The 17728-nt window shown below is 66.7% G+C and carries 18 protein-coding genes, 1 tRNA gene and 2 pseudogenes; 11 read left to right on the top strand and 10 right to left on the bottom strand.

Annotation, left to right across the window (positions count from 1 at the left end; translation table 11 throughout):
- Positions 1-219: 219 nt before the first annotated feature.
- The 4 genes and pseudogenes from E1165_RS29950 to E1165_RS16745 form a co-directional block, all read right to left on the bottom strand.
- Positions 220-408 (bottom strand): annotated as a pseudogene (locus tag E1165_RS29950) (helix-turn-helix domain-containing protein).
- Positions 409-431: 23 nt separating this feature from the next.
- A pseudogene (locus E1165_RS16735) lies at positions 432-1580 on the bottom strand (replication initiator); the annotation flags it as partial.
- Positions 1581-1648: 68 nt separating this feature from the next.
- Positions 1649-2797 (bottom strand): IS3 family transposase, encoded by a 1149-nt coding sequence (locus E1165_RS16740; RefSeq protein WP_132392499.1) that lies wholly within the window; start codon positions 2795-2797, stop codon positions 1649-1651.
- Positions 2798-2914: 117 nt separating this feature from the next.
- Positions 2915-3322, bottom strand: coding sequence for a hypothetical protein (locus E1165_RS16745; RefSeq protein WP_132392501.1), 408 nt, complete (start codon positions 3320-3322; stop codon positions 2915-2917).
- Positions 3323-4313: 991 nt separating this feature from the next.
- On the opposite strand from E1165_RS16745, the gene E1165_RS16750 reads away from it, so the two are divergent.
- Positions 4314-4829 (top strand): hypothetical protein, encoded by a 516-nt coding sequence (locus E1165_RS16750; RefSeq protein WP_132392503.1) that lies wholly within the window; start codon positions 4314-4316, stop codon positions 4827-4829.
- 727 nt (positions 4830-5556) lie between these two features.
- Here E1165_RS16750 and E1165_RS16755 read toward each other — a convergent pair.
- On the bottom strand, positions 5557-6051 hold the full coding sequence (locus E1165_RS16755; RefSeq protein WP_132180567.1) for a YajQ family cyclic di-GMP-binding protein: 495 nt from the start codon (positions 6049-6051) through the stop codon (positions 5557-5559).
- A 147-nt stretch (positions 6052-6198) separates the two neighbouring features.
- On the opposite strand from E1165_RS16755, the gene E1165_RS16760 reads away from it, so the two are divergent.
- Positions 6199-6282: transfer RNA gene (locus E1165_RS16760), tRNA-Tyr, on the top strand.
- An 858-nt stretch (positions 6283-7140) separates the two neighbouring features.
- Here the strand turns inward: E1165_RS16760 and E1165_RS16765 are convergent.
- The 3 genes from E1165_RS16765 to E1165_RS16775 form a co-directional block, all read right to left on the bottom strand.
- Positions 7141-8259 carry a hypothetical protein gene (locus tag E1165_RS16765; protein WP_132392505.1) on the bottom strand — a complete coding sequence of 373 codons (1119 nt, stop codon included), beginning with the start codon at positions 8257-8259 and terminating at the stop codon, positions 7141-7143.
- A 363-nt stretch (positions 8260-8622) separates the two neighbouring features.
- Complete coding sequence (locus E1165_RS16770) at positions 8623-9000, bottom strand: hypothetical protein (RefSeq protein WP_132392507.1); 378 nt, start codon at positions 8998-9000, stop codon at positions 8623-8625.
- A 564-nt stretch (positions 9001-9564) separates the two neighbouring features.
- Positions 9565-9987, bottom strand: a complete 423-nt coding sequence (locus E1165_RS16775; RefSeq protein WP_132392509.1) for a GntR family transcriptional regulator — start codon at positions 9985-9987, stop codon at positions 9565-9567.
- Between the two features lie 551 nt (positions 9988-10538).
- Here E1165_RS16775 and E1165_RS29955 point away from each other — a divergent pair.
- The 4 genes from E1165_RS29955 (at position 10539) to E1165_RS16795 (ending at position 12940) form a co-directional block, all read left to right on the top strand.
- Positions 10539-10868: a hypothetical protein gene (locus E1165_RS29955; RefSeq protein ID WP_243704822.1), complete on the top strand. Its 330-nt coding sequence runs from the start codon at positions 10539-10541 to the stop codon at positions 10866-10868.
- Positions 10869-11049: 181 nt separating this feature from the next.
- A complete protein-coding gene (locus E1165_RS29960; RefSeq protein WP_243704823.1) occupies positions 11050-11205 on the top strand; it encodes a hypothetical protein in 156 nt (51 codons plus the stop codon).
- A 149-nt stretch (positions 11206-11354) separates the two neighbouring features.
- Positions 11355-12176 carry a GntR family transcriptional regulator gene (locus E1165_RS16790; protein ID WP_132392511.1) on the top strand — a complete coding sequence of 274 codons (822 nt, stop codon included), beginning with the start codon at positions 11355-11357 and terminating at the stop codon, positions 12174-12176.
- On the top strand, positions 12164-12940 hold the full coding sequence (locus tag E1165_RS16795) for a glycosyltransferase (RefSeq protein WP_243704824.1): 777 nt from the start codon (positions 12164-12166) through the stop codon (positions 12938-12940). Before E1165_RS16790 ends, E1165_RS16795 begins: the two co-directional genes overlap by 13 nt.
- Here E1165_RS16795 and E1165_RS16800 read toward each other — a convergent pair.
- Complete coding sequence (locus E1165_RS16800; protein WP_132392513.1) at positions 12924-13367, bottom strand: hypothetical protein; 444 nt, start codon at positions 13365-13367, stop codon at positions 12924-12926. The genes E1165_RS16795 and E1165_RS16800 overlap by 17 nt on opposite strands.
- A gap of 51 nt (positions 13368-13418) precedes the next feature.
- A complete protein-coding gene (locus E1165_RS29965; RefSeq protein ID WP_165945246.1) occupies positions 13419-14189 on the bottom strand; it encodes a DUF4231 domain-containing protein in 771 nt (256 codons plus the stop codon).
- Positions 14190-14536: 347 nt separating this feature from the next.
- On the opposite strand from E1165_RS29965, the gene E1165_RS16810 reads away from it, so the two are divergent.
- From E1165_RS16810 to E1165_RS16830, 5 genes are all read left to right on the top strand, one after another.
- The gene (locus E1165_RS16810) at positions 14537-14932 is read left to right on the top strand and encodes a transcriptional regulator (RefSeq protein WP_132392517.1); all 396 of its coding nucleotides are present in this window, start codon (positions 14537-14539) and stop codon (positions 14930-14932) included.
- A gap of 180 nt (positions 14933-15112) precedes the next feature.
- Positions 15113-16705 (top strand): FtsK/SpoIIIE domain-containing protein, encoded by a 1593-nt coding sequence (locus E1165_RS16815; RefSeq protein WP_132392531.1) that lies wholly within the window; start codon positions 15113-15115, stop codon positions 16703-16705.
- Positions 16702-16956: a hypothetical protein gene (locus E1165_RS16820; RefSeq protein WP_132392519.1), complete on the top strand. Its 255-nt coding sequence runs from the start codon at positions 16702-16704 to the stop codon at positions 16954-16956. Before E1165_RS16815 ends, E1165_RS16820 begins: the two co-directional genes overlap by 4 nt.
- Positions 16957-16961: 5 nt before the next feature.
- Complete coding sequence (locus E1165_RS16825; RefSeq protein ID WP_132392521.1) at positions 16962-17150, top strand: hypothetical protein; 189 nt, start codon at positions 16962-16964, stop codon at positions 17148-17150.
- Positions 17147-17689, top strand: coding sequence for a DUF2637 domain-containing protein (locus E1165_RS16830; RefSeq protein WP_132392523.1), 543 nt, complete (start codon positions 17147-17149; stop codon positions 17687-17689). The genes E1165_RS16825 and E1165_RS16830 overlap by 4 nt, the downstream gene beginning before the upstream one ends.
- The last annotated feature ends 39 nt before the right edge of the window (positions 17690-17728 follow it).

Raw genomic sequence — 17728 nt, forward strand, 5'->3', positions numbered from 1 at the left:
AGCTTGTCCGACTCCACGGAGACCAGGAACGCCTCAGCGGCCCGCTTCTCCTTGTCCGGGAACGACTTCGACCGCTCCCGACCATCCGGCGCGATATACCGGACCCGGTATCGGAGCCCCTTCCCGTGAAGCGGTGTCTTGACGCGCTCCGGCTTGCCATCCGGGCGAGCAACGGTTTTGTACCAGCGATCCTCAACGTGGGCCAACGCTGCTCCTTCCTCAGGCTGCGGCTTGCTGCTGGAACCAGGCCCGGACGGCGTCCGGGTCGTAGCGGAGGTGGCGTCCGACGCGGCCGGCGGGTGGGCCGATGCGGCGTTTGCGCTAGGTGTAGAGGGTCTGGACCGGGACGCCGAGGTACGCCGAGACGTCGTCGACGGTCCAGAGTTGGGGCGGCTGGGTCGTAGTCAGGTCATCTCTCCCTTGGTCGAGGGTCAGGCGGCAGCCGGCACCGTGCCGGCCGGGGTGGTGGCGAGTTCGTGGCCGAGTTCTTCGCGGCCGGTAGCTGCTCGCTCGCGGGCCATGGCGGCGGCGGTGTTGGCGAGCAGGGCGTCACCCGAGGTGTGCCAGCCGACCCCGGCGAAGGTGAGAGTGCCGACGATGAGGGTGGTGTTCTCGTCGACGTGCTCGGCCGGGTGGCCGCCGGTGGTGGGGTGCTCGTGGGCCTGGTCCTCGTGCCGCCGGTAGGTGACGCGGGTGTTCCGAAGGAGCTGGAAGGTCACGGAGTAGCGGCGGGCTTTGGTGAGGAAGTGGCCGCCGTAGCCGAGCATGTGCGCCCATCGGCGCAGGCGTGCGTACGGGTTGCCCGTCGCGGGTTTCGTCGGTTGGATGTCAAGGGCGGCTTGACGTTCGGCGGTGCAGGTTGGGCAGGCGGCGTAGCGGGTGTGGGTGCCGCAGCCGGGGCACTCCCAACGCTGGACGAAGCCGGGTCGGGGCCGGTGGTCCCGGGGCCGCTGTGAGAGCGGGACGGGGATCGTGGTGGGTCGGCCGATGCGCCAGCAGGCGTCGATGAGGCGGGCGGTGTGGTCGCCGTCGGGGTCGGCGTAGTCGCCGATGGTGTCGGCGGTGAGGCGGGTGCTGGTGTGGCCGGTGGCCTCGGTGCTTTTGGTGGCGTACTTGGCGAGGTAGCCGGCGACCATGCCGTCGGTGACCTCACCGGTGCCGTCGGTGGCGATCGGCTCCAGGTCAACCTGCTCGCCCCAGCAGATGGGCCAGCCCTCGGGCCGGTCCGGGTGCGGCGGGGTGTGGAAGGCGATCTGGCCGGCGGCGTGGCGGAGCGCGTCGACGAGGTCGGCAACGGTGAAGCCGGCCGGGGGTGGGACGACGGCGTCGGGGTTCAGGGCGTCGACGCCGTCGAGTCGGGCGATGGCGTGGAAGTGGACCGCTCCCCGTGCCTGGAGTTCGGCGACTTTCCCGGGTGACAGTCGGACCGGTGGCACCTTCCGCGTCCTGCCGGTGGCGGTGACGATCTCGACGCGGGGGATGCCGCGGCGGCGGGCAAGCTTGGCCAGGTAACGTTCGGCGGCTTGTTTGGTGCGGTGCCACAGCTCACCCGCGAAGAGGTTCCAGACGACCTGGTGGTCGGGTGAGGTTCCCCCGGTAGCTCGGAGGCTGATGTTCCCCGGGTTTCTCGGAGCCGTGTTGGTTGGCGTCAGGCTACGGACAGGGCGATCGGGTGGAGCCTTTCATACTCGATCGGGGTGAGCATGCCCAGTGAGCTGTGGCGGCGTTGTCGGTTGTGGAAGATCTCCAGGTACTCGAAGATCGCGTTGGCCAGTTCGACGCGGGTGCGCCAGCGACGGCGGTTGAGCAGTTCGGTCTGCATGCGGCCCCAGAACGACTCGATCATGCCGTTGTCGTAGCAGTCGCCGATCGATCCCATCGACGGTGCCAGGCCGGATTCCTGGACCCGGCGGGTGAAGGCCCATGAGGTGAACTGCACTCCGTGATCCGAGTGGATCACGGTGCCGGCCGGTTGGCGGTTGCTGATGGCCATGCTCAGGGCGTTGGTCACCAGCGTGGCCGTTTGCGTGGCGTCGATGGACCAGCCGACGACTTTGCGGGAGAAGGTGTCCAGCACGACCGCGCAGTACACCTTGCCCTCCCGGGTCGGGTGCTCGGTGATGTCGGTGACCCACATCTGGTTCGGCGATGACCGGGTGAAGTCGCGGTTGACCAAGTCCGCCGCGGTCGGGGTCTGGTGCTTCGGCTGCGGCCGGCGACTACCGGGCAGCCCGCGGATTCCGGCGCGGCGCATCAGCATCTCCACCGCGTGATACCCCACGACGAGGCCACGACCAAGCCGTAGTTCGGCGTGCACCCGGCGGGAACCGTACGTCCCTCGGGAGGCCGCATGCACCGCGCGGATCTGTTCGGTCAACCACGCATGACGCAACGCCCGCTGCGACGGAGGCCGGTTGCGCCAGGCGTAGTACCCCGACGCCGAGACCGCGAGCACGCGGCAGCAGATCTCGACGGGGAGTCCCTCAGCGGCCATCTGGTGGATGACCGCGTACCGGTCTTTTGGGGGCACCACCTCCTTGAGCAGTTCAGCCGCGCGGCGATGCACCGCCAACTCGGTCTCCAACTCAGCGATACGCCGCCGAGCCGCGACCAGCTCAGCCTGGTCGGTGGAGGTGACACCCGGCATCTGGCCGGTGTCGATCAGCTCCTGACGGCGCCAGTTGTAGATCGTCTGATCGCTGATCTCCAAATCCCGGACCAACTCCGCGACAGATCGGCCGGCCTTGAGCAGATCGAGAACCTTACGACGAAACTCCGGTGGATAACTCCTCGGCACGTCTCTCCTCAACGAGCGACGAGCCTGACGAGTCAACCAACCCGACTCCACCGAACCCGGGGAACATCACCCTCCGGCAAACCGGGGGAACCTCACGGCGGCACGGACGCTCCTCTGTCAGCCGTTCGGGTTCTGCACCTTGGGCTGTATCTGAGTGACGGCGGCGTAGGCAACGCTTCCGGGTAGGGCACCGAGTACGGACGCCAGGAAGCCGTCCCAAGGCTGCGTCAACCATCCCTTGAACATCAACGCAGCGGTGAGGGCCGCAGGTACCGCGATCAGTAGCGCTGCCGCAAGCGCCCACCACGACCGCCGATCATCCCGCTGATGCAGAAACATCAGCGCAGCCATCAACGCCACCAGCCCGTCGGAGAAAAACCACAAGGTGGCAAGGATGAAGGCAGCCGCAAAGGCCAATCCGATGGCCGATCGCCGCAGAGCAACGGGGAACGATACCGCATCCTGCTGCGGGGTGTCTTCATGCCCGACAGGGCCAGCGGGCATGCTCGTTACCGGCTCGTCCACCCATCGATGGTCTCAACAGTGAGTCGCCGGCGGCTGCCGGCCAATCGGTTCAAAGTTTCTGTACGTCTTCAAGGCGGCCCTGAACGGGCCGCACGCGCCGCCGCCTGGGCGCGCGTTCGACGCTCCGCTGTCGCTCCACGCCGGCCACGCAACACGCCCGGCGGCTGGCGCGGAGAGCGGGAAGCCCGGGGGCCGCCGCAGACGGATAGCTCAGACAGTGGTGGAGGTGCGCCGCCGGCAGCCGGCTGCGCCGCGCCCGAGCAGCGCGGCGCAGGGAAGGGCACGCCGGGTCCGCGCGGCGGGTCGCGCCGGTCGCAGGGTCGCGGTCAGTGCGCCTCCGGCGGGGGCGCAACGACTCCAGGATGGCCGGGGCTCCGTGGGCCCGTCGCTGTGCGTGGGTGGTTGCGCAGGGCCATCCCGCCAGCCGCCGACCCGGGACGAGCCGAGCAGACCCCCGCCCGGCCCGCCAGCGTCCGTACGAGCCGTCACAGTCCGCCCGTCGTGGCGGGCCGGGCGGCGGCCCGCTCCCCAGGAGGGCGGGTCGGCGGCAGACGGGATGGCAGATGGCGGGGAGGCTGGGAGGGCCCTACAACTGCCCGACGAGGAGATCCCGCACTTGCAGCCCGAAAGCTCCCTCCTCACCGGAGTCCAAGCAGCCCGGCCCGCAGACGGTCTGGCGCGACTGAAGTCACGCGCGCTGGTAGCCTGACGCGTCTCGCGCGAGAGGTGGTTCTGCCCGGTGCTCAGGATGGTGCTGCGTAGGTTAGTCGCGGTGGTGGCCGTCTGCATGGTGACCGCGTGCGGTTCTTCAACTGCTCATACGGCGGATCGATCAGCGGACGAAACGATCCCCTCCACGACGCAGGCGACAGGATCGGCCACAGCCACGAAGTCGGCTTCCCCAGCAGTTCCGGCTTCCGGCGGATCCGGCTACTCCGCGACGCTGTCCGCACGATTGGTGACCACGGACTCAGTGCCGCACGGATTCGCTGTGCAGATCGCGACAGTCATGCCGCCGGATGCCGGAGATCAACGCCCACGCGTCGATGTGTCCTGTTCGGACATGATCCCGCTGCTGTCGGCCGCGCGGCTGACCGGGACTCCGTCGGCGATGGCCGCAGCCACCCTCAGCTATGACGCGGGCCCCGATGACCTCTGGGTGGGAACCGAAGTCCTCAGGACCTATGCCGATGACGGTGCCCGACGAGCGATGACGGACCTGCGAACGTTTATCGGCCGGTTCCCCACCGTCGTCGTGTCGTCCGGCCAGGGGGGCGGCAGCTACCGCTTCGCAGTGGCACCAGGGCCGCGGCTGGGCGATGACAGTATTCACGTCAGATGCAGTACGACGGCCGGTTCTGACGCGCTGGAATGGGACAGCATACTCGTCCGGATCGGTGCCACTCTGGTGGTCGTCAAGGAGCAGGGCAACAAACCCGGCGGCTATAAGTACCTCACCCAGCTCGCCGAAGCTGCGCTCCGCAGATACCAAGCGACCGGATCCTGAATAGCCTTACGCGCAACAGCTTGATCGACGTCGGGTGGTGGTGGATGACGGCGGTAGCTCGCCGTCCGGGTGCCGCGCACGGGATGACGAGGACGAGCTGGGTGACTAACTGGGTGACGACCGGCGCGACTATGCCTGGACGCCCACGGACAACCAAGGACGCGTGTGCCAGCGTCAGGCAGGGATCAGGGCAGGTCGTCGCGGGCTGATTGTTGCCTGGGGGTCAAGGTCGCGAAGCTGTTGTCCCTCTGCCCTTGGCAGGGATGGGTCCGTCAGCGTTCTGTCGGGAACGTCTCTTCGCACGACGCAATGCAAGGGTGCTCATCAAGGCGAGCGCGCCTGAGGCGATGATCCCGAAAGGAAGGTGGTTGTCCCAGTCTTGCCAGATTGCGACACCCCAGACGAGCCAACTGCTCCAGGCGGCCACGACGAATGCTCGCCATACCAGAGGCCGCCAACTCATGCGGCAGAGTCAAGCAGATCTCCACCAGGGGTGTCGACGAGGAATTTGAGTTCATCGGCGTCGCCGTATCCCGCCGGGCCCCACACGAGTACCGATCAAGCCGGCTGGCCGCTGATCCGCCCGGTGGGTTGACGAGGGCCACGCCCAGGCCGTCACCAGGCCGTCGGAGGCCGATCGCGAGCAACCAACGATGACCACTGGCGACGACGTATGCCCAGGTAACAAGGCGTGGCCAGCCCGCTGAGCGGGCCGGCCGGGGCCGCCTTACCTGTAGTTGGTGAACTGGAGGGCGACGCCGAAGTCCTCGCCCTTCAACAGGGCGATGACGGCCTGGAGGTCGTCCTTCTTCTTGCCGGTGACCCGCAGCTGGTCGCCCTGGATCTGCGCCTGGACGCCCTTGGGGCCCTCGTCCCGGATCTTCTTGCTGATCGCCTTGGCCTTGTCCGAGTCGATGCCCTGGATCACCTTGGCATCGATTTTGAAGATCTTCCCGGAAGAGCGGGGGTCGCCGGCATCCAGCGACTTCAGCGAGATGTTCCGCTTCACCAGCTTCTCCTTGAAGACCTCCAGGGCGGCCCGGACCCGCTCCTCGGTCTCCGCCTGGAGGCTGATCGCCTCCTCACCCGACCAGGAGATCTCGGCACCGGTGCCCCGGAAGTCGAACCGCGTCGCGAGCTCCTTCTCCGCCTGGCGGAGGGCGTTGTCGACCTCCTGGCGGTCGACCTTGCTGACGATGTCGAACGACGGGTTCGCTGCCATGCTCATGCTCCTGCTGTCCGGCGGTCTGTGCTCGTATGTCCCCCGCTGACCAGCGGTGCGACCCCCTGACGGTACCCGGTTGCGACGGCCCGGGTGGCAACCGCTATTCTTGGCTCCGCTGCCGCGCGCAGCGCGGTGGTACGCCCTGGCGGGTTGCCCGAGCGGCCAATGGGAGCGGACTGTAAATCCGTCGCGAAAGCTACAGAGGTTCGAATCCTCTACCCGCCACCAGGTGCGATTACGGCCCCTGACCAGCAGGAATGCTGATCGGGGGCCGTTCTCGTTGATCTAGCGGAGTCCGGCTGAGTCCAGCCTGTTCCGACTCGTTGTGGGCAGATCGTGGGCGCGTCGATCTTGCCGCTGAGGGCTCGCCTGAGGCTGCGAACGCTGGGGTTGGTGGGGCTTGCCCGGCCCCGCACGGGCCCGGCGTGTAGCGGCCGGCTGTGGGCTTCGCGTTGGGGCATGGGCGGCTGTGGGAGATGGGCCGGAGGCAAGCCAGTCCCGGGGTTGGACTGGCGCGGCAGTCGGAAGCCCCGATCTGCGACCAGGTCGACCCGTTCGGCTTCCGTACGGCCTGGCCTTGATCGTGCCGGCTCGTTGGATCAGCGGGTAGGGGCGGCGGTCCGGCGGCAGTCGGTGGCTCTCCGCCCCGGCGCCGAAGGCAGCCGGGGCGGCTTGCCGCCGGCCGGCTCACCGCCCCGCGCCGCGCGGAGCGCGGCGCCTTGATCCTGAAAAGACTGTTTCGGCAATGCCAGAATGCAGGGACTGAGGCATGTGTCCTGGCGGGACCTGCGCATTACGAGTCGGCTCCATCTCGCATGTTTGACCGCGTGGGCTTCTCTTCTGACACGCTTCCCATCCGCGACCGCTGACCGCTGACCGCTGCCTTGGCTGCTCTGCCATAGCTGCCGGCGTTGGCTGTCGGCAGTTTGCAAAATGCTCTGCTGCACTGAGCCTCGGCCCTTTCGATGCAGAGCGACCCCTTCCGCTGATTGCGGAAAGGGTCGCCCCTCTTTTGGCTTGCCTACAGAGCAGAGAGAACTCTCAGTCGAGGATGGTTAGTCTAGGCAGTTCTCACGAGCATTCAGATTACGGCACGATCTGAATGTAGAATGGGTCAGAGTCGAGAATTCTCTGGTCCCTGTAAAGGTATGTGTCTAAGTCTGATCCGCCTAGGCTGTTGTGATCTTGGTCGATCATGCATGAACTCCAGCCGGATGGCCCAGTTACACCCGTCGGCAAGGCAGAAACCGAGCACCACGAGAAGGTTCGTCCGGTACCACCACCCGTGTGGGCGCCCTGGTATGTCGAAGCCATTGGATACTCATCACAGCTCTTGGTCGCGGGACGCGGCCACGCAGTAGGGCACGCCTTCAGTCGATTAGCCTGCTGCTCTCTCGGGAAAATGAGCCGCTTAAGCGGGGTGGAGTTCGGCCCCGTCCCAGGATACGCGCCTGGCAGCCCTGCCTGCTGCGCCTCATGGATATGTTTAGCCAGTTCGGCGTATGGGCCGGTCAGACTGTATGCGTAGACGCCGGGCCAATCCCGAAAGACGCAGCCCGCAATGCTAGTTCCAGGAACCCTATTGTCACAACGGACTGTGGGATAGGAGGCCGTCAGCTCTCCCGTCGAGCCACCACTGCCGCCCCAGGAAGGATTGTAGAAGCGGTACTTGAAGACGGCGTCCATGTTGCCAATCGCACCTGCTTCCGTCGCCGTGGTTCTGAAATATGCTTCACCTCCTGGATAGGTGTCCTTAACGACTGGTTGAATAGGGAAGTCGGAGCTTACATACGTGCAGGCGCCTGTACATTGCGATACGCCGCTGACTGTGGTGCCTGCGATCTGTCCCCATCCGTGATACATGCTGACTTGGAGTTGATATGCGACGGTGGGATAGGTGGAGGAGCCGTACGCGTATCGGTATTCATTCAGGAACATTTGGCCGATGATCTGGTTGTTGGGAAGGCTAGTGACGTTCACTAGAACGCCGACGATTGCGCAGGCTTCCTCCCGATTCCCGTACCAGTATTGAATTTCATTTTCGAGGCAATACTGGGGAATCGGAAGGATATCCGAAGCCTTCATGTCATCGAATGCTACACGCTTTGCGGGCCCATACGTCACGCAGGCAGCTACAGTCTTGCCCTCCGCAAGGAGTGCCGTCCGCTTATTTGCTAACTCGTCGCAGTCTCCGTCGTCCTGCATGTCGGCCAGCACCTTCCCTGACCGCCTGCCGGAATGGCTCGATGGTGGGCTCGGAAGGGCTGAACGGACCAGGGCGTTCTCGCCCGGCGGGGCAGGAACTGAGGGGTGCCCCGAGGCGGGCGGCGAAAACGCCGCACTGAGCACAATGACCAACGCAGGAAGGAGTACTCTCGTTGCTGTCCTCAAGCGTGACCTCCAAGTTCCGGTGAGGACGTGTGCGGTGACGATGTGTCCGCATCGTCACCGCACGACTATTCTGCGTAACCGTAGCGGATCAATGCTCTTGCCGCAAGGTCGCAGGTGAATGCAGGTGGATCTGACGGCAAGTGGCAAGAGTGTTGAACGTCGATGCATGGCAGCCTTTTACCTGGGTAGCTGGCCTTTGACTAGGGTTCGAATTAGGCGTCCACGTTGGGCATCGTCGTGCTGCCCGAGGTCGTCGGAGACGCTGGCCCAGTTCTCCAGAGATTCAGTTACCAACTCCCACTGCGGGCCACTTAGGGTTACCGAAACGACCTCGTCAACTGGTGGCCATTCTCCATCAGCCCCGATTAGCTGATCCCATCCGGCTTGACGAATGCTTCTTCCTAGCTCCGCCACATGCTGTTGGGGGTCGCCGTTCGTTACTGCCATGTCCACTTCGTTGTCGATTGTGGCGTCAATAATTTGCCATTGGCGCGTAGTCATGGTAACGCGGAATCCTTGATCCCGACCATGCTCAAGGCTGTCGGTGTTGCTCACGGGCTACTCCTAGCTTGATAGGCATGGCTGCTATTGTCGCTAAGGAAGTCAGAAAGTACAGCTTCCCTTAGGTCGCTGGCCCCTGTTCCTTAGCTGATGCCCAGCACCCTCCTCGATTTGTCTGACTTTCACGCCGGGAGGGGGTGCCCGCCCCGACGCAGAGGCCGTGGTGAAATGCTATGCGCAACCCGGGCGGGCCGTTGGCACGCCGGCAACGCTGGCTGAGGGATCACAAAGCTCCGGTCAAGGGTTGGCCGGCCAGGCCGTCATGCAGCGAACCGGTCAGGCACGCTGCACTCGAGGATCTGCGAGGTGCCCTGACGTCGGAGGGCTGCGCCGAACACCCCGCGCTGCATCCTTGGCCACGGTCAGCGTTGGCCTGCCCTACGGGGCTGCGGTGCCATGGCCGCCACGACTTGGCTGGCTGCCCACCCGCCAACTCGCCACCCCAGCCATCTGGACGGCCCTCTGCGCCACTGCTCCCTGCGCCAGTCGCCGGACAGATGGGATGGCGCGTGCGGCCGTGAAGGACCGTCTTGAAGGGGTATCGAAGGCGCGCAGAACTTACTGCTTCTCTCGGCGTAGCCGGTAGGCCCTGACGACTGCTTCGACGGCTCCATTTATTCGAGTGACGTCCTGTTGTTCGACCAGGGTTGTACCCGCCTCGACAGCGAAGAGGGCTGCAATCTCTGGGTCCGCTGGAACCTGCCGCTGTCGTGTTTCCGTCTCGCGACCGTCGCCTGGTCTGCTCTCGTGCTGGTGGGGATTCACGTAGGTGCCGCGGCCGTGTTCGGTAACAACCAAGTGCTCGTCCCGCAACACGGCTATGGCCTGGCGGATGGTGCCGCGACTTGCCCGAAATTCGGCGGTGAGCACGCTCTCGGTCGGCAAAAGGCCGCCTGGCGGAATGACGCCGCCCTTGATGCGTTGCCTCAGCTCGTCGGCGATGACGCGGTACCGGGGTTGTCCGTAGTGCGGGGTGGGCACCTGCTCACCTTACCTGGCACTTGTCTTACCAAGTGTCAACCAAGTGACCCGTTTCGACGTCTAGACAACTCATCCACTTGTAGATACGTTTCCTGGTGTGCGGCCGGGGTGACGGTTCGTATCAGGGGTGGTGGCGTACCGGCCCTGGCTGCACCTGATGCGCGGCGTCCTGATGGGGCCGGTTGCGGTAGCCGCGCGGGCAGTTTGGCTCGGCGATACCCGACCCGTCTGTGTCAGACGGTGCGCCGTGCCTTCATCCGGGCCGGTGGCCGGCTGTCCCCCGTGGCTGGCCACCGGTCCCCACCTACTTGTGGAGGTGCGATGTCTGGCTCTCATCGTCGTCGGCGCCGCTGGTTCTCGTCCTGGTGGTCTCGAAAACGCCCACTAACCCAGGACGCCAGCCGCCACGCTCAGGCGAGTCCACGTGCGGCTTCTGCCACGTCCTTGCCGTGGTGGTCGGCGGGTCCGACCCGGGAAGTACCGGTGCTGCGGTGCGCGCCGTTGATGACGCGGGCGCAGCTCTACCGGGGCAGCGGCGGACGATGGGCGCGATGAGGCGCACAAGCGAACCGGCCGATATTACGAGTCACCCGGCCTGGTGCGCCCCGGATCGCTGCGGCCACCTGGTGCCGCCGCTGATGACGCACATGGCTCGCCGCCACCGCGGCCCGATGCACCGGGTCGGCGACACCCGAGCAGGCGGAATCGTCGTCACCTACCTCATCGGCGCTGACGCGCGGGCGCCCATGGTTGCGGTCCACGCGACCTGCCGGGCAGGGAACGCCTGGGCGGAGTTGTCCCTGGCGCAGGCGGCCCAACTGGTCGACCACCTTCGCGGTCTGCTTGCCCAGGCCGACCACCAGGAAACCACCGATGAGTGAGGGCAGAGCCATGCCGAAGCGGCAGCCGTCAGGGTTCGCGGTGCCGGTTGTGTGCCCAGGTTGGTGCCGGGGCTGCGGACCGAACGACCCGGTGCACCGAGGAATCCCGGCCACCATCGGGCGGGAGCGGACCGGCTGGATTAGCGTTCAACTGCTCATCGACCGGTTCGCGCGTCGGGACGTGGCCGTCAAGCTCGACGCCACCCGCTACGGCGCAACGCAAACCGTGCTCCTGTCGGTGGCCCAGTTGGACCGGCTGATTGACGAACTGGCGTATGCCCGTCAGGTGATGCGAGCGCCCGCCGGCCAGCACGGACGGACGGGGGAGGTGCGGTGAACGCCAGCAGCCGCCGGAATGTCGCTGCCCCTCGCACGCCCGGCCCACGCCGCGCGCCGTCGTCTCGAGCAGCGGTAACGGTTCCGCCGGTTCCCGAGCGGCCCGCCGGCGGGACCACCTGGCAGACGTTGGAACGTCTAGGGGGTACGGTGACCGGTGTGCATGGCCGGGACTGGCGCCCTCGCTACCTGCAACTCGCCGAAGAGTTGCGGGCAAAGATCATGAGCGGTGAGCTGGCCCCCGGCACCCTAATGCCCAGCGAAACCGAGCTGTCGGACTCATCCGGCCTGTCCCGCACCAGCGTGCGCAACGCCATCCGACAGCTGCGGGAATGGGGCCTGGTCCGGGCCGAGCAGGGACGCGGTACCTACGTGAGAGCCCCCCGCCAACGGGTACGCCGCCGCAACACCGAGCGGTACCAGTGGGAGAAGGACCGGGTCCTGCTCGACGAGGCCGAGCGGTTGAAGACCGGCGCCACCGAGCACGACACCGGCCTGACCGTCGATGACCTGAGGTTTCACGCCGAGTACACCCAGGTCAACGCGGACGAGGAGATGGCGGCGGCCTTGCAGGTCGAACCGGGTACGCCGCTGCTGCGCCGGGTCTACTGGACGTCATCCCGCCACGAGAACGCCCCGCTGACGCTGTCCTACTCCTACCTGCCCTACGACCTGGTGGCAGCGAACCCGGACCTGCTCGACGAGAGCAAGGAACCGTGGCCCGGCGGCACACAGCACCAGCTCTACACCCTCGGCATCGAGCTGGACCGCATCGACGACGAGATCCGCGCCCGGCCCCCGTCGCCGGACGAGGCCGAGTTGCTGGACATCGACCCCGGCGTCTCGGTGCTGACCGTCCGCAAGACCTCCATCGACACCACCGGCCGCATCGTCGAGGTCGCCGACGTGGTGATGCCGGGCGACCGGACCGAGCTTGTCTACTCCCACAAACTCCAACGGTGGAAAACTTGACGCAGCTCGTCTCGGTCATCACTCCGGTCCACGCGCCCAGCATCGAGTACCTGGCTGGCGCCTACGAGTCGTTGGCCCAGCAGGAGATGCCCGACGGTTGGGACTGGCAGTGGCTCGTCCAGGAGGACGGGCAGACCGGCGCCCTGATCGACGCGCTGCCCGACGACCCCCGGATCAGTCTCGGCACCGGCCGCCCCGGCGGCCCGGGTGTTGCCCGTACCCTCGCCCTTTCCCGGGTGTCCGGACAACTCATCAAGGTCCTGGACGCCGACGACCAGTTGACCCCCGGGGCGCTCGCCCGGGACATCTCCGCGTTCACCGCGCACCCGCAGATCGGCTGGACCACCTCGCGGGTACTCGATTTGCTGCCCGACGGGTCAACCGCCGGCTGGGACAAAGACCCGCCCGGCGGCGTGATCGCCCGCGGTGCCGTCCTGTCGTTCTGGCGAGCCAACGACTACCGCGCATCTGTGCACCCGGCGACCCTGTGCCTGCGCCGGAATCTCGTCTTCGCCCTGGGCGGCTGGATGGCCCTGCCCGCCTCCGAAGACACCGGCCTCCTGCTCGCCGCCAGCGCGGTCAGCGAGGGCTACTTCACCCGCGAGTACGGCCTGCTCTACCGCAAGTGGCCCGGCCAGGTCACCAGCCAGGCCGCGCACCGGGAACCCACCGAATACCAGGGACGCATGAAAATCATCGAGGCCAGAGCCGACGCCCTGGCCTCGATGCTGCCCAACGGTCTGCCGCTCACGCCTCCGGCGTAGCCTCATGCCCTGGCATTCCGGGGGTCCGCCGACGCTGCTTCATCTCCGCCTCGTAGATGTGCCGCCGCCCACCGGCCAGCTTCTCCCGCGCATACCGCTCGATCTCCTGGAACACGGCGTAGTAGCCGTCGTCGAACTCCTCCACGATCTGGAACGTCCACCGCCCCGGTAGCACGTTGCGCCCCAACAGCTCGTGCTCGACCCGATCGGCCACCTGGTCGTGCCCAGCCTCGCGGAGCAGCTTCACCACTCGGTCAAGGGTGAGATCCGCACCGCCCACGAGCTGATGAGCCGAGTACAGGTGACCACGCACCCGGTGGATCGTCTCCAGCGCCTTGCTCAGTTCACCTAAGGCTTCAACGGTCTTGTCGTCGAGAGAGCCTGGTCGCGAATGAATTTCATCGACAGATTTACGCCCCGCTTCCATGGAATTTCTCTACCCTGTCGTGCGTCTGTCAAACCTGACGAGGGGTCGACCCTAGCGCTCCTCGCGTTGGCCGGGAGATTGTTCAAGCTGCAACTCTCGCTTGCGTTGCTCATCCCGCAGGCGTTCCACATTTTCGGCAAAGAGTCGCAAGCGTGCTGCTTCTGCTGCGACATCCGCATCTGTTCTCGATTCTGCACTATCCGCGCCGGCTGTGCCGTATTCGCCTAGGCGGAACTGAGTCGCGTTATAGTGCTTTTCGATTTCATCTGCTGTGGACTGTAGGTTGTATCCGCGCTCCCGGAACTTGAAGTAGGCCGCAAGTCCTGCCGTGATGCTGATGAAGGCCGTCAGGCCAGTAGAAACCCAGCTCAAGGGGTGCTCACCTGCCATGACGGCGGTTGTAGTCGATGCGGTAACGGATCCGATAATAATAATCGCCTGGACCGTGTTGTGTGCCCGCAGGTTCCGTGTTGCTCGCGCCCGAAATTGTGTGATGATGTCCTGCGAGGCTTCGCGGTAAATTCGGAGCGATTCAAGCGAGTCGGAAGGGATCCGTGCGGCAGCGCTTTGGCGATCGTGATTGAGGTTCCGTGCTTCTACGTCGAACTCGACGATTCGTCGGCGGTTTTTGACGACGAGATTTCCTGTCGCAATGCATAGTACGAGAAGCGCTATGAGGCCGACGTATCTGGTTACAACGGGCTGGTCGCGCCAAAGTCCGATAACCACGGAATATGCGAGGAGCGCCACTAGTGTGAACGCGGAAAGCAGGACCAGCCAGTATGCGAGCTGCGCTGATCTTGCTGACCGCAGCCGGTCCACAGCTAGCTCGTAATCTTTCCCGAGCTTCCGGTACTCCTCTTGGACCTCGGCCGGGCTTGGGTGGCCCTCGGTCCTGCTTGTGTGCTCGCTTGAGTCGCCTTGAGGGGTGGTCACAGGCTCTCCGTACTCTCTGCGTCGCCGACCGTGATGGGTCAGGCAGTATCACCCACCTCTTCCTGGTCCACCAAGGTTCTGTCGCATTGACGTCGCTTGCACCGGCTTTGCCGCCTGGTGCCGCGAGGCGGACTGCTGGCACTCCGCGAGGCGAACTTGTTGACTTGTCTGCCAAGTGCCGTCTACCTTGGACCGCAACTTGGCAGACAAGTTAACAAGTTGGAGGTTGGGCGATGGCTCTGCGAGGCGGCACGCGGTTCGCCGTGCGGTTTGAGGACGTGTTCCCGGCGGGGTGCGCGTTGGTGCCCGAGTCCCTGGGTGAGGTCGAGGACTACGACGAGAAGACCGGCCGGCGTAGCCCGGCGAAGGACAAGGTGACCGGCCAGCGGGTGTGGCAGGTGCGGGTGATGGACCTGGATCCGGAGTTGGGGAAGCGGTCGCGGGAGACGACGGTGAAGATCTCCGCTGACTACCAGCCGGTGCCGCCGACGGGTGCGCCGTTCGAGGCGGTGGAGTTCGACGGGATGACGGTCACGCCGTACGTGAGCAACAACGGTCGGATGGCGTACTCGCTGCGCGCGACCGGGTTGCGGGCTCCGTCGGGTGTGGCCAAGAAAGCGGCGGCGTAGCCGCATCGGGTGGGGCGGGGCTGTCAGGTCTTGGCGGACGGCAGCCCCGCCCTCTGTCTCTTCCCCCTGCTCTGGCGAGAGAGGTAGTGACATGTCCAAGCGTATGCCTGCCTTTGGGTGGGTGCTGGTGATGGTCGTGCGGGGTGCGCGATGATCCGCCGGCCGCGTGGTGAGGTCGTGATGACCACGGCCGGGGATCTGATGGTGATCCGGCCGCGCCGGTTGGAGCTGCCGGTCTGGCTGATCGTGCCCGGCCTGGTGCTGCGGTGGCTGTGGCGAGGCCTGTGGTGGTGCCTGCGTCACCCGATCACCGTCGGCCTGGTCGTGGCCGGCGCGCTGCTCTACCGGGAGTTCGGCCGGTCCGGGCTGATCGTGCCGCTGGTGCTGGCCGGCTTCGTGTCGGCGTTGTGGCGGTGGAAGCACGAGGCATCGTGGTGGGCCTGGCTGGCGGGTCCGCTGCTGGGTCGGTTCCGTCAGGTGTTCGTCTACCGGCGGGCGTGGCGGGAGGCCATGACGCTGTGCGGGCTGACCCGCACGTATGACCACCGGGTGATCCTGCCGCAGTTACTGCGGGTGCGGTCGGATCAGGCACTGGACGTGCTGACCATCCGCATGGTGCGCGGCCAGACGCCCGAGGAGTTCCAGAAGGTCACGGCGAACCTGGCGTACGCCTTCGGTCGCCGGCACGCCCGCGTCTACTCCGAGCGTCCCGGGGAGCCTCCGGTGCGTATCGGTTACTGGGCGCTGGTGCTCGGGGCGGTGGATCGGCTGCGATACCGGGACCGGCCGTCGCTGGTGTACCTGGTCGTGGTCCGCACGGATGCGCTGCGGACGGTCGTCAAGCCGTTCGACGTGCCGGCGGTGCCGGACTTCACCGCGCTTCCGCTGGCCCGGCGTGAGGATCTGCGGCACTGGTGTTTGCACCTGCTCGCCACGCACGTGCTGATCGGCGGTGCCACCCGCAGCGGCAAGGGCTCGGTGCTGTGGTCGCTGGTGCGGGCGCTGGCCGGTGGGATCGCCTCCGGGCTGGTGCGGCTGTGGGTGATCGACCCCAAGGGCGGCATGGAGTTCGCCATGGGCCGCCCCCTGTTCGCCCGGTTCGCCTGTAAGTCGTTCGAGGCGATGGCGGACCTGCTCGACGAGGCCGTGGCGGTGATGCGGGAGCGGCAAACCCGACTGGCCGGCACGGTCCGGGTGCACAACCCGACCGAGGCTGACCCGCTGGTCGTGGTCGTCATCGACGAGATGGCGGCGCTGACCGCGTACCTCCAGGACGCCGACCTGCGCAAGCGCATCGCGTCCTCGCTGGGGCTGCTGCTCTCCCAGGGTGCCGGGGTCGGCGTCCTGGTCGTGGCGGCGTTGCAGGACCCGCGCAAAGAGGTGCTGCCGTTCCGGGACCTGTTCCCGACCCGGATCGCGCTCGGCCTGACCGAGGCCGCTCAGGTTGACCTCGTGTTGGGCGACGGCGCCCGGAACCGGGGAGCGCTGGCCGACCAGATGCCCCGGTGGGCCAAGGGTGTCGGGTACGTGATCCTCGACGGCATCCCGGAACCGGCCCGGGTGCGCTTCTCGTACATCTCCGACGACCACATCCGCGAGCTGGCCGCCACCTACCCGGCCCCGGCCGACGCGGCGGACATCCTCGCCCAGGTCGGCCGGGAAACCGCCGACGAGCCGACCCGGCCGTTGCCTCGTCAGCGTCGCGGGCCGCTGCTGCCGGACTCGCTGCTCAGCTTCCTCGACCGCGACACCGACGGGGGTGAGCCGCGGTGAGCACCCCGACCTTCTACCGGCTGCGTGCCCCGAACCCCGACGGCGCGACCAGCACTGCCGTCTCCGTCCGTGTCGACCCGGACCGGCCGGACCCGTACCCGGTCTATCTCGCCGTCGGCGGCGGCCGGCGCCGCATGTACCTGACGCCCGACGAGGCGTGGGCGCTGTGGCGCTGCCTCTCCGAAGCGGTCGCCTCCCTCGGCGAACCGCCCGAGCACATCCGTACCCGTGTCACCCCGGCCCGGAGGTAACCGCGATGTCCCTCAAGCGCTTCTTCTTCGGCACCCACCGCCCCAAGCCGCTGCACATCGAGCTGAACGGTTCCCCGGACCGACTCGCCGCCGCACTGCACAACCTGGCGTACATGGTCGACCGCCGCCGCGACCTCGACGGACAGCGCATCCGCATCACCCTGACCATCCGCGACACCGAGGGCCGCCGATGAGCCGCGAACGCATCGAGTCCGGCGTCCGGGTGATGATCCTGCTCGCCGTCGGGATCATGGCCGGCGCCGCCGCCTTCACCCACGTCCACGACCTGACCGTCGCGCACGGACAGCCCGACTGGATCGGCTGGGCCAACGCCGTCGCGGTCGAGCTGATGGCCATCTACCTCGGCCTGGAGATCCGCGCCCGACGCCGTGCCGGCCGCCCCGTCGGCCTGGTCGCCGTGCTCCTGGTCGCGTTCGCCCTGCTCTCCCTCGCAGCCCAGGTCGCGGAAGCCGAACCGTCCGTCTGGGGCTGGATCGTCGCCGCCGTCCCGTCGCTGGCCTTCCTCGCCCTGGTCAAGGTCGTCCTCTCCAGCGCACCGGCCATCCCGCCGACTCCCGAACCGGACCAACCGCAGGTCGACTGGCACGACGAACCGGAGCAGGTCGAGCCGATTCCGCCGGCTGCGGTGATGCCGCCGGCATCAGCCCCGGTGCTGCCTCCGCTCGGCGTCGTCCAATCCAACCGGCCCCAGGTCGTGGGGATCATCCGATGACCGCTGCGACCCTGCCCGGCCTCGCCCCCGCCACCCCTG

Origin of the sequence: Micromonospora sp. KC723 (assembly GCF_004348595.1) — a bacterium.
Lineage (GTDB): Bacteria > Actinomycetota > Actinomycetes > Mycobacteriales > Micromonosporaceae > Micromonospora.

Excerpts from the sequence above, each read along its gene's own strand:
- E1165_RS16810 (WP_132392517.1), top strand. The coding sequence starts at position 14,537 with ATGGCTCTGCGAGGCGGCACGCGGTTCGCCGTGCGGTTTGAGGACGTG.
- E1165_RS16815 (WP_132392531.1), top strand. The coding sequence starts at position 15,113 with ATGACCACGGCCGGGGATCTGATGGTGATCCGGCCGCGCCGGTTGGAG.
- E1165_RS29955 (WP_243704822.1), top strand. The coding sequence starts at position 10,539 with ATGAGGCGCACAAGCGAACCGGCCGATATTACGAGTCACCCGGCCTGG.
- E1165_RS16800 (WP_132392513.1), bottom strand. The coding sequence starts at position 13,367 with ATGGAAGCGGGGCGTAAATCTGTCGATGAAATTCATTCGCGACCAGGC.
- E1165_RS16755 (WP_132180567.1), bottom strand. The coding sequence starts at position 6,051 with ATGGCAGCGAACCCGTCGTTCGACATCGTCAGCAAGGTCGACCGCCAG.
- E1165_RS16830 (WP_132392523.1), top strand. The coding sequence starts at position 17,147 with ATGAGCCGCGAACGCATCGAGTCCGGCGTCCGGGTGATGATCCTGCTC.
- E1165_RS16765 (WP_132392505.1), bottom strand. The coding sequence starts at position 8,259 with ATGCAGGACGACGGAGACTGCGACGAGTTAGCAAATAAGCGGACGGCA.
- E1165_RS16825 (WP_132392521.1), top strand. The coding sequence starts at position 16,962 with ATGTCCCTCAAGCGCTTCTTCTTCGGCACCCACCGCCCCAAGCCGCTG.